The following is a 15,666-nucleotide window of genomic DNA, read 5'->3' on the forward strand; positions in this document are numbered from 1 at the left end:
ACCTCCTATTTCATGACCGTGGTCTTTTCTTTCAGAATGCCGAGCAGGCGATCCGCCACATCGGAGAGATCCCCCTCGAGAACGATGCCGCCGCCGCTTTTCACCGGCGGGTAGAGCTTCTCGGTCCCCGTCGCCGCCTCCTCCTTCAGAAGGTTCGCTACCGGGACCAGCTGCAGCTCCTTCTTCTTCGCCTTCATGATGTTGGGAAGAGTCGGGTAGCGCGGCACGTTGAGGCCCAGCTGGCAGGTGACGAGCGCCGGAACGGGAACCTTGACGACGCTCTTGACGCCCCCTTCAAGCTCGCGCTTCGCGGTGACCACGCCGTCGGCGAACTCGAAGCCGACCAGGGTGCTCGCGCAGTTGTGGCCGAGCAGTTCCGCCACGGTGACGCCCACCTGCGCGGAGCCTCTGTCCTGCGACTGCATCCCGGTGAAGATGACGTCGAAGTGCTTGTCCGCGGCGAAGGCGGCGATGATGTTGGCGATCTGCCAGGGGTCCTTGCGGGCGCTGTCGTTGTCCTGGACCTGCACTGCCTTGTCGCAACCCATGGCGAGCGCCTTCTTGAGCGCCTCCCCGACGCGGTCGGCGCCGATGGAGAGGACCGTGATCTCGGGCTGGTTCCCCAGCTGTTCCTTGAGCTGCACCGCCTGCTCGACGGCGTACTCGTCGTATTCGTTCATCCTGTAAGCGAGATCGGCCTCGTCGTACCAATCCCCCGTCCCGTTCACTTTGAAGCGGGATTCCATGTCCGGTACCTGTTTGATGCAGACTAGAATGTTCATGTGCGCCTCCCTATCGGTCGTTTAATGCCTCGGCCATTACCTCTGCGATGTCCTTAACCCGTACCTTCTCCGCTCCCTGGTCCTTCAATCCGTCCTCCAGCATCGTCATGCAGTAGGGACAGCTGACGCAGATCGTGTCCGGTTGCTGCTTCAGGGCTTCCTGCACCCGCTCGTGGTTGATCCTCGTTCCGGTCTGTTCTTCCATCCACATCCTGCCGCCGCCTGCGCCGCAGCAAAAACCCTTTTCGCGGTTGCGCTCGAAGTCCCGCGGAGCCGCCCCGGTGGCCGCCTCGATGACGTCGCGGGGGGCCGAGTAGGTGTCGTTGTGGCGCCCTAAGTAGCAGGAGTCGTGGAAGAGGACCTTCCCCTGGTCGATCTTCTTCGGCGCCCCTAGTCTCCCGTCCTTCACCAGTTGGGCGATCAGTTCGCTGTGGTGCACCACCTCAAGCTCGACGCCGTACTGTTTGTAATCGTTTTTCAAGGTGCTGAAGCAGTGCGGGCACGCGGTGACGATCTTCTTCACGCCGCGCTCCCGGAAGAGTTCCGCGTTGCCGCGCGCCATCTTGTCGAAGACGAACTCGTTCCCCAGGCGCCGGACGCTGTCGCCGCAGCAGATCTCGTCCTTGCCGAGGATGCCCCAGCTGACGCCTGCGCGGTCGAGGGTGGTGGCGAGGGCGACCGTGGTCTGCTTGGCGCGGCTGTCGAAGGAGCCCGCGCAGCCGACGAAGAAGAGGTACTCGGTCTCACCCTTCTTGAAGGTTCGGTCACCAAGGGTCCCGGTCCACTTGCCGCGCTCGGAGGGGGCGATGCCCCAGGGGTTGCTGCGCTGCTCCATGTTCTCGAAGAGGTTCAAAAGCTCTTCCGGGAAACGCGCCTTCTCCTGAACGAGGTGCCTGCGCATCTTGACGATCTTCGGCAGGTGCTCGATGAGGACCGGGCAGACCGAGAGGCAGGCGCCGCAGGTGGTGCAGTCCCAGAGGGCCTCCTCGCAACTCGTTCCCTCCCCCTTCGCGCCGATGAGCGGCTTTCCGCCGTCGATCAGGTTCACCTTCAGGTCGTGGATGACCCGGCGCGGGTTCAGCGACTTCCCAGTGTTGTGGGCGGGACAGAGATCCTGGCAGCGCCCGCACTCGGTGCAGGAGAAGGAATCGAGGAGATCCTTCCAGGAGAACTGCTCGACATCGCTCACGCCGAACCTCTTGCCGGGCTCGAACACCTCGCGCGGCGGCACGGCCGGGTTTTCCAGGCTGCGGAAGTAGCAGTTGGGGATGGCGGTGAGGATATGCATGTGCTTGCTGCGCGGCAAGAAGTTGAGAAAAAGAAGCAACACCACGGCGTGCAGCCACCAGGAGACGTTGGCGACTGTTTCGAGCGTTGCCGCGGGCAGACCCCGCAAAAGCGAAGAGACCGCGAGGGAGACGGGCATCCATGCCGTCTGCCCCAGGGCAAGGTGCGCCGCGTTAAGGACGAAGTAGGCCGCCATGAGCGTCGCGATCATGCCGAGGATCAGGAGCGCCTCCCCGCTGCACGGCTTCGTGTAGTCGTTGCCGAGGTAGGAAGGGGCGAAGAAGAGACGCCGCGCGAGAGCCACGAGGACGCTCGCGAGAGCGGCGAGCGACACGAGATCGAAGACGAGCGAGAGTGGGTTCCTGATCGCTTCGGGAAGCGCCGACAAGCCGCTGCCGGGGAAGAGCCCCTCCCACAGGAAGTCGGCGTTCGCTACCAGAAGGAGCATGAAGGCCCAGAACAGCACGAAGTGGTTCACGCCGAACGGGCGGGCGAGGACCCGCTTCTGGCCGAAGGCGTAGGCGAAGACCCCGGCCAGGCGCTCGCCGGGACGGTCGAAGCGGTTCTCGGCGGCGCCCTCCCCGACCAGTTGCAGGCGCTGGTAACAGCTGTAGCAGAAGGCCAGGATGGCGACGGCGAATACGGGCATGAAATACTGGTGGCTTTGCATGTGATACCTCGCAAGCGGTTTATGGGGAGTGGCTCCGCAGGCGCCTGTCCCCCTCGCAACTGTTCATCAGACGGCGAGCAGGTCGGGAACTCTCCCGCCGCGCTGCTCTTTCATGGTGCGCACCCTCTTGGTCAGGGCCGGTACGATCTCGAAGACGTCACCCACGATGCCGTAGGTGGCCACCTGGAAGATGGGGGCCTCGGGGTCGCGGTTGATGGCGATGACGACGTCCGAGTCCTGCATGCCGACCAGGTGCTGGATGGCGCCGGAGATGCCGCAGGCGATGTAGATCTTCGGCCGCACCGTTTTCCCGGTCTGCCCCACCTGGCGGCTGTGCGGCATCCACCCGGCGTCGACCGCGCTTCTCGACGCGCCTACCACGCCGCCCAGTTCATCGGCAAGCTCGTGCAGCATGGCGAAGTTCTCCTTCCCCATAAGGCCGCGTCCCCCCGACACGATGATCTCGGCCCCGGCGATGTCGATGTCCTTGCCACCCTTGTCGCTCACCGACTCGATCACCTTGGCGAGCACGTCCTCCTCGCGCAGGTCGTACTCCTCGTTGATCACGACACCGGTACGTCCGGCGGCCCTTTCCGGCATCGCCATCACGTGGGGTCGCACCGTCGCCATCTGGGGACGGAACCGGTCGCACATGATGGTCGCCATGATGTTGCCGCCGAAGGCCGGGCGGGTCTGCATGAGGTTTCGCTTGTCGTCGATGCCCAAGCCCGTGCAGTCGGCGGTGAGGCCTGTCTTCACGACGGTGGCGACCGCTCCGGCAAGGTCGCGCCCCTGGCCGGTGGCGCCCATGAGGATCACCTCGGGGCGATGCTTGCCGATCAGGTGGCAGAGCGCATCGCAGAAGGGCTTGGTGCGGTAGTGCTCGAAGACCTGGGCGTCCAGCACGATGGCCTGCTCGGCACCGTAGCTGAAGGCCTCATCGCAGAGCTCTCCCACGCCGTAGCCGATGATCACCGCGGAGAGCGGGACCTGGAGCTTCTTTGCCAGGTCGGCGCCCGCGCCCAGAAGCTCCCAGGAGACCTTGGCGACTTCGCCCTCGTACTGCTCGATGAAGACCCATACGCCGCGATAGGTTGCGAGCATCTCACGCAGCTTCTTTTCCGCCGGATCGAGTTCCTCCTCCGCCTGACCGTGCTGCGCCTCCCACTGTTTCAGGAGCTCAAGCTCTTCCGGCGTGTAGAACATCTCCAGGGCCCCGGCCGCGCAGACCTTCACGCACTTCGCGCAACCGATGCACTTCTCGGCATGGATCGAAGGCTCCCCCGCCTCGTTCATCAGGATCCCGCTTACCGGGCAGGAACTCTCGCAGCGGGCGCCGCAGGCTATGCACTTGCCGGCGACGAGGCGCGCTATGCCGCGCGGTTTCTTGATCTTCTTGCTGTCCATGGCAACTCCTTGCAGGCTAAATCGCTAACAGGTCTTTGCTGAGCATCTTTTCGAGCAGCAGATGGGCGGTGCCGACGGGATCTCCGACCCCGTCCCCGATGATCTCACCCTGGTCGCGCTCGGGAGAGAAGATCTTGCTCACCCAGGTGGCCGACCCCTTGAGGCCGACGGTCTCGACGTCGAGCTTCAGCACCTGGTTGTCCCATACGGTCACCTCGGTGAGTTCCGCGGTGAGACGCATCGGCACGGTTGGGTAGCGCGGCCGGTTCAGCTCCCGGACCGCGGTGATCACCACGGGTAGCGGGGCCTCTACGATCTCGTGCCTCCCCTCGAGCTTTCTCCTGACCCGGATCCTCTTCTTGTCGAGGTCGAGCCATTCGATGCGGTCCACCAGGGTGAGCTGGGTGAAGCCCAAGCGGGTGGCGATCCCCGGTCCCACCTGGGCGGTGTCGCCGTCGATGGTCTGCTTGCCGCAGAAGACGATCCCCACCTCATCCTTTTCCGCGAGCCGCTCGATGGCCGCCGCGAGCACCTGGCTCGTGGCCAGGGTGTCGGCGCCGCCGAAGGCGCGGTCGGAGAGGAGGATGGCTTCGTCGACACCGAGGGCGCACGCCTTTTTGAGGGTGGCGACCGTGTTGGGCGGCCCCATCGAGAGGGCGACCGAGCGCAGCCCGTAGCGGTCCTTGAGCGCCAGCCCCTCCTCGAGGGCGTGGGTGTCGTAGGGGTTCACGATGAAGGGAATCCCCTCCCTCACCAGGGTGTTGGTGACCGGGTCGATCTTCACCTGGGTGGTGTCCGGCACCTGCTTGATACAGGAGATCACGAGCATGACCTTCTCCTTCGCTTTGAACTGCGGGTGTGCTGTCGGTTCTGAGGCAATTCCTGCCTGGTTGTTCAAAATCAAATCCGCAGCCCCCTCTCCCGGAGGGAGAGGGAGAGCTGGATTTAGTTGAAATAGCTGGTGCAAGGAACTAACCGTCCAACTCCCCCCTTCGCAAAGGGGGGGACGTGAGGCCGTGTGCTGCGCTTCGTTAGACGGCGGCGGCCGCGGGGGCGGTCACGTAGTGGTGCGTGTTCTTGATGCCGGGACGATAGATCTTCATGAGCGCCTGGGCCATCTCGGCGGGGGTCGCCGCGACGCTGATGCCACAGGACTCGAGCACCGCGACCTTCTCGGCCGCCGTTCCCTTGCCGCCGGAGATGATGGCGCCCGCATGCCCCATCCTCTTGCCCGGAGGGGCGGTGCGACCGGCGATGTAGGCCGCGACTGGCTTGGTCATGTGCTCCTTCACGAAGTAGGCGGCTTCCTCCTCGGCGTAACCGCCGATCTCGCCGATCATGATGACCGCTTCGGTGTCCGGGTCCTCCTCGAACATCCTCAGACAGTCGAGGTGGCTCGTGCCGTTCACCGGGTCGCCGCCGATGCCGACGCAGGTGGACTGCCCCAGGCCGTAGCCGGTCAGCTGCCAGACCGCCTCGTAGGTGAGCGTGCCGCTTCGCGAGACGACGCCGACCTTGCCGGGCTTGTGGATGTAGCCGGGCATGATGCCGATCTTGCACTGGCCGGGGGTGATGACGCCGGGACAGTTGGGGCCGATGAGCCGCGTGTTTTTACCCTGCATGAACTGCTTCACCTTCACCATGTCGAGGACCGGAATCCCCTCGGTGATGCAACAGACAAGCTCGAGGCCCGCGTCGACCGCCTCCATGATGGAGTCCGCGGCGAACGGCGGCGGAACGTAGATGACGCTCGCGGTGGCGCCGGTCTCCCGGACCGCGTCGGCGACGGTGTTGAAGACGGGGAAGCCGTCCACCGTGGTCCCCCCTTTGCCCGGGGTGACCCCCCCGACCATCTGGGTGCCGTACTCGCGGGCGCCCTGCGCGTGGAAGAGACCCGTGGACCCGGTTATGCCCTGGGTGATGACTTTGGTGTTTTTATCGACCAGGATGCTCATGCTCTACCCCCTTTGGCGGAAACGGCCATGATGATTTTCTGGGCGGCGTCGGCCATGCCATCGGCGGCGACGATGTCGAGCCCGCTCTCGGCTAAAAGCTGCTTCCCCTTCTCGACGTTGGTCCCTTCCAGGCGGACCACCAGCGGAACTTTCAGGGCTACCTGCTTGGCGGCCTGGATGACGCCGGTGGCGATCACGTCGCACTTCATGATGCCGCCGAAGATGTTGACCAGGATCCCCTCTACGTTTTTGTCCGAGAGGATGATCTTGAACGCCTCGGTGACGCGCTCGATGGTCGCCCCGCCCCCTACGTCGAGGAAGTTGGCCGGGTCGCCGCCGTAGTGCTTGATGATGTCCATGGTCGCCATGGCGAGCCCCGCGCCGTTCACCAGGCAGCCGATGTTGCCGGTGAGCGAGATGTAGGAGAGGTCGTGCTGGGAGGCCTCGATCTCGTTCGCGTCCTCCTCGTCGAAGTCGCGCATGTCGCCGATCTGCAGGTGCCTGAAGAGCGCGTTGTCGTCGAAGCCGAACTTCGCATCCAGGGCGAGGAGTTCCCCCGAGCCGGTAACGACGAGCGGGTTCACCTCGAGAAGCGAGCAGTCGCAGGCGATGAAGGTGGTGTAGAGCGCCTCGAACATCTTGGCCGCCTTCCCGATCTGTTTTCCTTCGAGGCCGAGCGCGAAGGCGAGCTTTCTACCCTGGAACTGGGTGAGGCCGACGAGCGGCTCGATCTTCTCGGTGAAGATCTTCTCCGGCGTCTTCGCCGCCACTTCCTCGATGTCCATCCCACCCTCGGTGGAGGCCATGACGGTCACCTTCGAGGTGGTGCGGTCGACGACGAGGCTCACGTAGAGCTCGCGGGCGATGTCGCAGCCGTTCTCAACGAGGACCCGGTGCACCACCTTCCCTTCCGGGCCGGTCTGGTGCGTGCGCAGCGTCATCCCGAGCATGTCGCGGGCGATCATCTGCACCTCGCTGGAGGTTTTGGCGAGCTTCACGCCGCCCCCCTTGCCGCGCCCACCGGCGTGGATCTGCGCCTTCACCACCCAGGGGCCGTCCCCGAGCCTCTTGGCCCATTCCCTGGCGCTCGCGCCGTTGTAGCAGACGTGGCCGTCCGGAACCGGCACCCCGAATTTCCTCAGTATCGCTTTGGCCTGATACTCGTGAATGTTCATCCTTTTATCCTCCCAGGCGCGCGGCGCCTCCTCATATCGCCTGCCGCGCTCATCACAGTTGCCTCAAGGTCCCCATGCCGCTTCCGGCCGGGGTTCTGCGCCTTTTGGCATCCGCTACGGGGGTTTCAACAACTGTATTGCTCGCCTGCTGCGGTTTCCGTCAGCCCCCCTGGGGCCTCTAACGCATCGTATTCGGTTCATCGGTGTCCTCCGTCAGATTTTCGCCTGCCCGGAGTCGGATGCGGTACCTGCCGCTACCGGCCCTCACTTTACCGTTGACTGCTTTGGTTGCCCTCTTCTCCTGCCGCCGCCCTCACCCTACCCTCTCCCGGGGGGAGAGGGGATTGCAGGTGCCGTGGACAGTTTTTTCGCCTACCCTGCCTGGGGGGAGAGCCTTTCCAGCAGGATCTCGGATACGTCGCGGGCTACGAGGAGTCCTTCGAGTTCGGCCCCCTTCACGCCGTCCTCGAACATGGTGAGACAGAACGGGCAGTTGGAGACGAGCACTCCGGCGCCGGTCGCGGCGGCCATCTGCACGCGCTTCACGCTGATGCGACTGCCGAGCTTCTCCTCCGCCATGATCCTGCCGCCGCCTGCGCCGCAGCAGAAGCTCTCCGCTTCCTTCCTTTCCATCTCCCGGATGTTGCCGCCCGCCGCCTGCACCAGGGAGCGCGGCGCCTGGTAGGTCTCGTTGTAGCGACCGAGGTAGCAGGAGTCGTGGTAGGTGCACTCGAAGGCGCCCTTGTCGAGCTTCAGCTTCCCTTCCGTCACGAGCCGCTCCAGGTAGGTCGTGTAGTGCTCGGTCTCGATATCGAAGCCCAAGTTGCGGTAGTCCTTCGCCAGGGTGTTGAAGCAGTGCGGGCAGGCGGTGACCACCTTCTTCACGCCGTACCCCTTGATGGTCTCGATGTTCTCGGTCGCCAGGGTCTGGTACAGGTACTCGTTGCCGAGCTTGCGCATCGGCTCGCCGCAGCACTTCTCCTCCTTGCCGAGGATGCCGACCTTGATGCCCGCCGCGGCGCAGAGTTTCACGAAGTTCGTGGCCACCTTGATGTTGCGCTTGTCGAAGGAGGCGTAGCAGCCGACGAAATAGAGGATGTCGACCTCGGCGTCATCGGAGAGCTGGGTCACCGGCAGTCCCTCGGCCCAGTCGCCGCGTGAGGCGAAGGACATGCCGAGCGGGTTGCCGTTCACCTCGACGTTCCCCATCGCGGTGACCACCTCGTCGCCGGGGAACTCGCCCTCCATGAGGACGAGGTTTCGGCGGATATCGACCACCTTGTTGACGTGCTCTATGGCGGCGGGACAGATCTCCTGGCAGGCCCGGCAGGTGGTGCAGGACCAGAGGGCGTCTTTGCCGACCGCCTCGACCAGGTTGTCCTCTACGGTCTCGCGGGCCACCTCGCCCAGTTGGGAGATCACCTTCATCGGTGAGAGCGGCTTCTCGGTCGCGTGCGCCGGGCAGCGGTCCTGGCAGCGCTTGCACTTGGTGCAGGCGTCGGTATCGAAGATGTCCTTCCAGGTCATATCGCCGATCTTCGCCGCGCCGAAGCTCTCGGCGTCACCCTCCATGTCGACGGTGACGAGCGCCCCCTTGGGGCCGAGCGGCGCGAAGAAGTAGTTGGCCGAGGTGGTGAAGATGTGGCGGAACTTGGTGAAGGGAATGGCGCAGATGAAGGCCGCCACCAGGGCGAAGTGGAACCACCAGAGACCGCGGTGCAACTGGGACAGGTTCTCCGACTGCAAGCCCGCGAGCGCCTTGGCGACCAGGAGTCCAACCGGCGACCAGAGCGCGAGGTCGGGCTGCTGCACCAGTTCGGTCGCCGCCATCCTGGCCCCCTCGATGAGGAAGCCGGTCAGGATGATGGCGAAGAGGAGACAGTGCATGACCGCGTCGTCGCGGGTCGGCTCAAGGCCGTCCGGGCGCACCAGGTAGCGGCGCACGAAGAGGCCCGCCAGGGTGATCAGGGCGGCCAGGCCCGCTACGTCGAGCACGAGCGAGAAGACCTTGTAAAAGGTGCCGGTCAGGAAGCGCACGCCGAAGAATAGGTCGGTGCCGTCGGCCTGCAGCGCAACCAGGATGGTCCCGGCGAAGAGTGCTGCGAAGGACCAGAAGAAGAAGCCGTGGGCGAAACCGGGTCCCTTCACCTTGAGCACCCGGCTCTGCAAAAGGACGTTCTTCACCAGCATCGAGATGCGGGCCGAACGGTTGTCGGTCCGGTTCAGGGGTTTCCCCTTTCGGTAGATCCGCAGCCGCTGGTAACCGTAATACCCGAGCAGCGCCAGGGCGGCGAAAGTGATCAGGTACATCGGGACCAGTACCGCGGCCCCGTGGCCTATGTTCCAATAGAGTTCGCGCGTCGCTTCCATGAATCACCTCGCTGTACATAGAACGTTCTACGTTCTAAGTTCTACGTTCTACGTTTCATGCTGCTCAGGCGCCGATGAAGGCGGGTTTCCTCTTCTGCACGAATGCGGTCATCCCCTCTTTCTGATCCTGGCTCGCGAAGAGGGAGGCGAAGCTGATCGCCTCGTGGTTCATGCCTTCGGTAAGCGCCATGTCCAGACCGCTTTTCACGGCTTCCTTGGCGCGGGCCACTCCGAGAATTCCGTTGCCTGCGATCTTCGCCGCGGTCTCGAGGGCCTCTTCCAACAGGCGGTCCGCCGGAAAGACGGCGGCCACCAGCCCCCAGCTCTTTGCCTGGGCGGCATCGATGACCTTGCCCAGGAAGATCAGTTCATTGGCGCGGTACCTCCCCACCAGACGGGGCAGGTTCTGCGTTCCGCCGAAGCCGGGCATGATGCCGAGGGTGACTTCGGGGAGACCGAGCTTCGCGTTCTCCGAGGCGTAGGCGAAGTCGCAGGCAAGCGCGAGCTCCAGCCCGCCGCCGAGGGCGAAGCCGTTCACCGCGGCGATCACCGGCTTTCTCACCCGGCCGATCAGCGCCATAAGCTGCTGCCCCTTCTTCGCGAAGGTGAGCGCCTGCTCCACGTTGTAGTCCGCCATGGCGGCGATGTCCGCACCGGCCACGAAGGCCTTCTCGCCAGCACCGGTAAGCACCACGGCGCGCACGGTTCGGTCCAGGTCGAGCACCTCGAAGGCGTGCAACAGTTCGTCGAGCACTTCCTCGTTCAGGCTGTTCAGCACCTTCGGACGGTTCACCGTGAGGAGCGCGACCCCTTCCTTTTTCTCCAAGAGCAGATTCTGGTATGGCATGGCGCTCCCCCTTAGGCGTAGTTGTAGAAGCCCCGGCCGGACTTCTTGCCGAGATACCCCGCCTCGACCATCTTGACGAGCAGCGGGCAGGGACGGTACTTGGGATCCTTGAAGCCCTGGTACAGGACCTCCATGATCGCGAGGCAGGTGTCGAGCCCGATGAAATCGGCGAGCGTCAGCGGCCCCATGGGCTGGTTCGTGCCGAGCTTCATCGCCTTGTCGATGTCCTCCACGGTGGCGATCCCCTCGAAGAGAGCGAAGGCCGCCTCGTTGATCATCGGGATGAGGATGCGGTTCACGATGAAGCCGGGGTAGTCGGCGGAAACCGCCATCTCCTTCTGCAGCCGGGCGACAAGCGAGGAAGTCGCCGCGAAGGTTTCGTCGCTCGTGGCGAGCCCGCGGATCACCTCGACCAGTTTCATGACCGGTACCGGGTTCATGAAGTGCATGCCGATCACCTTGTCCTGCCTGCCGGTCACCGCAGCGATCCGCGTGATCGGGATGGAGGAGGTGTTGGAGGCGAGGATGGCGTCCTTCTTGACCACTTGGTCGAGTTTGCGGAAGATCTCCAGCTTCAGCGATTCCTTCTCGGTGACCGCCTCGATGGCCATGTCGCAATCGGCGAGATCCTCGAACCTGTCGGTGACGACGATGCGCTTGAGGATCTGTTCCACCGCCTCGGCGCTAAGCTCCCCCTTCTGCACCTGGCGATCCAGGTTCTTGGCGATTCCGGCCCGCGCCTTGTCGAGCTGAGCCTGAGCTATGTCGTAAAGGACGACTCCGGTCTCATAACGGGCGAGCACCTGCGCGATGCCGCTTCCCATCTGTCCTGCGCCGAGAACACCAACCTTCCTGATCATATTGCCTCCTGGACCGACTCGATGATGACCGCGACCGCCTCGCCGCCGCCGATGCAGAGGGTGGCGAGACCGTAACGGGCTTTTCGTTTTTTGAGCTCCCTGACGAGGGTCGCGGTGATGCGCGCGCCGCTGGCGCCCAGGGGGTGGCCGATGGCGACGGCGCCGCCGTTAACGTTCACCTTCTCCGGGTCGATGCCGAGCTTCTTGCAGGCGATGAGCGGCACCGCGGCGAAGGCCTCGTTGATCTCGAAGAGGTCGATGTCGGCGACGGAGAGCCCAGCCTTGACGCACGCCTTCTCGATAGCGCCCACCGGAGCCTCGGTGAAGTCGTCCGGGTGGACGCTGTTGGTCGCGTAGGCGACCAGGCGCGCCTTGGGTTTCAGGCCGTACTTCTTGAGGGCTGCGGGGCCGGCAAGAAGCGTCATCCCGGCGCCGTCGTTGATGGTCGACGCGTTCCCGGCGGTGATGGTCCCCTCCTTCTTGAAGGCGGCGCGCAGCTCGGGGAGTTTCTTGAAGTCGACCTTGAACGGTTCCTCGTCGTCGGTCACCAGCGTCTCGCCGCTGCGGGTTTTCTTGGTGACCGGCACGATCTCGTCGGTGAAGACGCCGTCTCTTTGAGCCGCCTGCGCCTTCATGTAGGAGGCGATCGCGTAGGTGTCCTGTGTGGAACGGGTGAGGCCGTTCTTCTCCGCGCTCGCCTCGGCGATCACCCCCATGTGGCTGCCGCTGTAGGGGTCGATGAGGCCGTCGTGCACGAGAAGGTCGAGCATTTCGGCGTTTCCCATCCGGTAGCCGTAGCGCCCCTTGGTGAGCGCGTAGGGAGCGAGGGACATGTTCTCCATGCCGCCCGCAAGGACCAAGTCGGCGTCGCCAAGGCGGATCGAGCCCGCGCCTAGCATGATCGCCTTCAATCCCGAGCCGCAGACCTTGTTGATGGTGAGAGCCGGGACGTTGTCAGGGAGCCCCGCGTAGCGCATCGCCTGCCTTGCCGGAGCCTGACCGCTGCCGCCGGAGAGGACCTGTCCCACGATGACCTCGTCCACGGCATCCGCCGGAAGCCCGGTGCGATTCAGGATTTCCTTTATGACGGTTGCGGCGAGACGGGGGGCCTCGACATCGGAAAGAGCGCCACCAAACGATCCCAACGGTGTTCTCAGTGACTCGACCAGGTAGACCTCGGACATGGTGTTTCTCCTCTTGGTGCGGCGCCTAAAGCGACCCGCCCGGCATTAGTTGGTAAACAAGTACTACAATACCAATTTACAGTCAACAAAAAAAGAGAACGGTGTTACATAAAATTTTGTGTTTGGGATCCTAGTCTACAGCACGCGCGGACATGAGCCCTCCAGCCTACAGTAAAACGGGCATCCCTCCCTCCGGAGGGGGGAGGTCAAGAGGGGGGACCGACGAGCACTTCCCCCTCCCTGTCCCTCCCCCTCCGGGGGCGGGGACCCTGGGCGACGTCGTCCGAAAAAGCATCGTTCCCACGGTCCACCGTGGGAACGAAAGCCATGGACGCTCCAGCGTCCGCTGTACGAGACGCGGGAGCGTCTCCAGATTGCGTTCCCACGCTGGAGCGTGGGAACCATTTTCTTTTCGCTAACAGTTGATGCCGTGCTCACCCCTTCGAACCGCACCGGCCGCAAGGGATCATAGCTTAATCAATCCCTCCGTGAAGCGCGTTCCCCATGAGCCTGCGCGGATTCTCCACGCAGACCTTGCGCAGCACCTCTGCGGGGAGCCCCAGGTCGCATAGCGCATCCAGGTATTGCAGGGAGCCCGCGACCTTGTAGAGGATGGCGTCACTCCCGAAGCAGACCCGATCCTGATACTCCACGATGAAATCGCGGTAGCTCGCGGGATTCTCCCTCATGTGCGAAAGAAGACCGGAAAAGTCGGTAAAGACATTCGGGTAGCGGTCGAGGAACGGGGCGAACGCCTTCCTGCCGATCCCGAAATGGGGGATGTTAATCCGCACCTTGGGGAAGTCAGCCAGGAGGGCCGTCACTATGTCACCGTAACGCCTTGCATCGATGTGATAGAGGACGGTGAGATTGTTTCGCTCGGCAAAAGAGAAGATCTCCCACTCCCTCCTGCGGTACTGCGCCACGGTGATGCCGAAGGTGTCGGGCACCCCCTTCACGCCGAGGTCATTTCCTGAATCCGGGAGATAGATCCCCTTTATGCCGCAAAACCCCTCCTCCACGTACCGGGCCAGGGTAGCCTGCACGTCTCCCCAGAGGTAGCGGGTGTCGAGCAGCGGAACGATGGCCCCTTTGGAGTGTCGCGCGTGTGCGAGGAGGTCACTCGCCTCGTCAAAGAGGGCATCGCCGCGGTTGTCCACCCAGTCCGGAACCAGTCCCCAGATCTGCTCCGCATCGAAGCGGTCGTTGACCATCCCCGCCACGGCGACATGCCCGATCCCCCTCCCCCGAAGCCGCTCCAGTTGCTGAGCGACGTCCCCCGCGAGGGCCTTCGAGGTGAAACAGTGGGCATGAACGTCGATGATGGCGGACTCGATCCCCACCTCGCGCATCTTCGTCTCCGATCCGCCCATATCAGCGCCCCTTGTAGGTGGGGGGCCGTTTCTCGAGGAAGGCGTCGACCGCCTCAAGATGGTCCTCGGTGTGGTGTGCGAAAGACTGGAAGCAGGCGCAGAGATCGAGGAAGTCGGGGAGATCGCTTCGCTGGGCGAGCTTCATCATCCGCTTGGTCAGCCTGAGCGTGACCGGAGGTTTGGACGCCATCTCGCGCGCAAGTTCCATCACGCGCGGCATGAGCTCGTCGGGTTCGACGACCTCCAGGAAGATCCCGAGCTTCAGCGCCTCGGCGGCGTCGACCACCCGCCCGGTGAAGATGAGTTCGGCGGCCCTCTGGTACCCCAGAAGCCGCTGCATGAACCAGGCGCCGCCGTCGCCGGGGGTGATGCCGAGGTTTATGAAGGTCTCCCCCACCTTGGCGCGGGTGGAGGCGATGCGGATGTCGCACATGTTGGCGAGGTCGAAACCGGCGCCGATGGCCGGGCCGTTCAAAGCGGCGATGACGGGGATCTCTGCTTTGTGCAGCAGAAGCGGGATCTGCTGAATGCCGCGGCGGTACTTGTCCTGGACCTGCACGGGGGAGCCGCCGAAGGTGCCGCTTTGGGACTGCATCTCCTTCACGTTCCCGCCGGAGGAGAACGCCGATCCTGAGCCGGTCATGACCAGTACGGAGACGCGATCCTCGCGGTTGATCCAGTTGACGGTGGTGATGATGTCTTCGGTGAGGGCAGTTCCGGTGAGAGCGTTGCGAACATCGTCGCGTTGGAAGGTCAGTACGGCGACCCTATCCTCCAGGGTCAGGGTGCAATCCTTGAGCTGCGGCATGGCAGGACCCTCCTTTGGATTGGGTATGAGCGAAAAATTCCTGGCGGTACTTTTCATGGTGGACCTCCGTCCCTGCTGTAAAAATCATCTCTCCATAGTCGCTTGAAAAACCCCCTGCACCAGTTTGATCCGCTGTTCTTCAAGGTTTCGTAACTGATTCTCGGTCATGCGGGGAAAATCGTCCCCAAGGAGGAGCTGCAAGCCGAACGGGTTTCGCGGCGCGTCGTCCCCCTTTTGCCGCCTCGCCCGAAACCAGGCGAGCCCCTCCTCCGTCACGTCCTTCCACACGAGGCTTCTGAACCCGGCCTCCGAGAGGAGCCCGCGGAACTCCCGCTCGTCGACCAGGAAGCTCCCGGAGGGGTCCCGCGCCCACGGCACCGGGAAACATACCTCACCTCCCGGGCCGGAGAGCACCTCGTAGCAGGCGAGCCTGCCGCCAGGTGCGAGTACGCGACGGATCTCCCGGTAGAAACGGCGCTTGTCGTCGATGTTCATCGAGACGTGCTGGGTCCAGACCACGTCGAACACGCCGTCCCCGAAAGGGAGCGTCAGCGCGTTCGCCTGGAGGTAGGCCACTTTAGAGCTCATGCCGAGCCGCTCTGAGAGCATCCTCGCCCCCTCGCAGTAATCGGAGCTTTGGTCGATGCCGATAACGTGGCAGTCGAGAAGACGCGCTATGTGCCGTGCGGCGCCTCCCAGCCCGCAGCCGACATCCAGGACGAGAAGCCCCGCCCCGGGCGCCAGCGCCGCCGCGAGTTCCTTGGTGGCCGCGGCGCCGCGCACGTGGAACTCGTCGATGGCTGCCAGCTCTTCGGGGCGCAGCCGGTCCGGGTCCTTTCCCGCCGCGACCAGGGCCGCCAGGACCTTCGATTCAAGATCCGGGCAGCGGTAGTGCGCGGCGACGGCGCCAGTTGCTCTTGACTCGTGCGCGGGCATCATGGACGCCTC

General features: G+C 64.0%; 12 protein-coding genes and 1 pseudogene. All 13 read right to left on the bottom strand.

The features are described 5' to 3' along the window. Positions 1–5: 5 nt before the first annotated feature. On the bottom strand, positions 6–782 hold the full coding sequence (locus tag D6Z24_RS07640; protein WP_129125966.1) for an electron transfer flavoprotein subunit beta/FixA family protein: 777 nt from the start codon (positions 780–782) through the stop codon (positions 6–8). A 10-nt stretch (positions 783–792) separates the two neighbouring features. After that, positions 793–2,739, bottom strand: a complete 1,947-nt coding sequence (locus D6Z24_RS07645) for a (Fe-S)-binding protein (protein ID WP_129125967.1) — start codon at positions 2,737–2,739, stop codon at positions 793–795. Positions 2,740–2,805: 66 nt separating this feature from the next. Then, on the bottom strand, positions 2,806–4,146 hold the full coding sequence (locus tag D6Z24_RS07650) for an FAD-binding protein (RefSeq protein WP_129125968.1): 1,341 nt from the start codon (positions 4,144–4,146) through the stop codon (positions 2,806–2,808). Positions 4,147–4,162: 16 nt separating this feature from the next. Continuing rightward, positions 4,163–4,975, bottom strand: a complete 813-nt coding sequence (locus D6Z24_RS07655) for an electron transfer flavoprotein subunit beta/FixA family protein (protein ID WP_129125969.1) — start codon at positions 4,973–4,975, stop codon at positions 4,163–4,165. Positions 4,976–5,177: 202 nt separating this feature from the next. Continuing rightward, positions 5,178–6,101, bottom strand: coding sequence for a succinate--CoA ligase subunit alpha (gene sucD / locus D6Z24_RS07660; RefSeq protein ID WP_129125970.1), 924 nt, complete (start codon positions 6,099–6,101; stop codon positions 5,178–5,180). Further along, a pseudogene (sucC, locus tag D6Z24_RS07665) lies at positions 6,098–7,282 on the bottom strand (ADP-forming succinate--CoA ligase subunit beta); the annotation flags it as partial. The gene sucD and the pseudogene sucC, both read right to left, overlap by 4 nt. A 366-nt stretch (positions 7,283–7,648) precedes the next feature. Then, a complete protein-coding gene (locus tag D6Z24_RS07670; protein ID WP_129125972.1) occupies positions 7,649–9,646 on the bottom strand; it encodes a heterodisulfide reductase-related iron-sulfur binding cluster in 1,998 nt (665 codons plus the stop codon). A 64-nt stretch (positions 9,647–9,710) separates the two neighbouring features. After that, positions 9,711–10,493 carry an enoyl-CoA hydratase/isomerase family protein gene (locus D6Z24_RS07675; protein ID WP_129125973.1) on the bottom strand — a complete coding sequence of 261 codons (783 nt, stop codon included), beginning with the start codon at positions 10,491–10,493 and terminating at the stop codon, positions 9,711–9,713. Positions 10,494–10,504: 11 nt separating this feature from the next. After that, positions 10,505–11,353 carry a 3-hydroxybutyryl-CoA dehydrogenase gene (locus tag D6Z24_RS07680; protein WP_129125974.1) on the bottom strand — a complete coding sequence of 283 codons (849 nt, stop codon included), beginning with the start codon at positions 11,351–11,353 and terminating at the stop codon, positions 10,505–10,507. Beyond that, complete coding sequence (locus D6Z24_RS07685; protein WP_129125975.1) at positions 11,350–12,537, bottom strand: thiolase family protein; 1,188 nt, start codon at positions 12,535–12,537, stop codon at positions 11,350–11,352. The genes D6Z24_RS07680 and D6Z24_RS07685 overlap by 4 nt, the downstream gene beginning before the upstream one ends. 473 nt (positions 12,538–13,010) lie before the next feature. Continuing rightward, positions 13,011–13,910 carry an amidohydrolase family protein gene (locus tag D6Z24_RS07690; protein ID WP_246014600.1) on the bottom strand — a complete coding sequence of 300 codons (900 nt, stop codon included), beginning with the start codon at positions 13,908–13,910 and terminating at the stop codon, positions 13,011–13,013. A gap of 1 nt (position 13,911) precedes the next feature. Next, positions 13,912–14,775: an enoyl-CoA hydratase-related protein gene (locus tag D6Z24_RS07695; RefSeq protein ID WP_129125976.1), complete on the bottom strand. Its 864-nt coding sequence runs from the start codon at positions 14,773–14,775 to the stop codon at positions 13,912–13,914. A 27-nt stretch (positions 14,776–14,802) separates the two neighbouring features. After that, complete coding sequence (locus tag D6Z24_RS07700; protein ID WP_198419516.1) at positions 14,803–15,657, bottom strand: class I SAM-dependent methyltransferase; 855 nt, start codon at positions 15,655–15,657, stop codon at positions 14,803–14,805. Positions 15,658–15,666 lie beyond the last annotated feature (9 nt).

The sequence above is a fragment of the Geomonas oryzae genome (assembly GCF_004117875.1).
In the GTDB taxonomy this organism is placed as follows: domain Bacteria; phylum Desulfobacterota; class Desulfuromonadia; order Geobacterales; family Geobacteraceae; genus Geomonas; species Geomonas oryzae.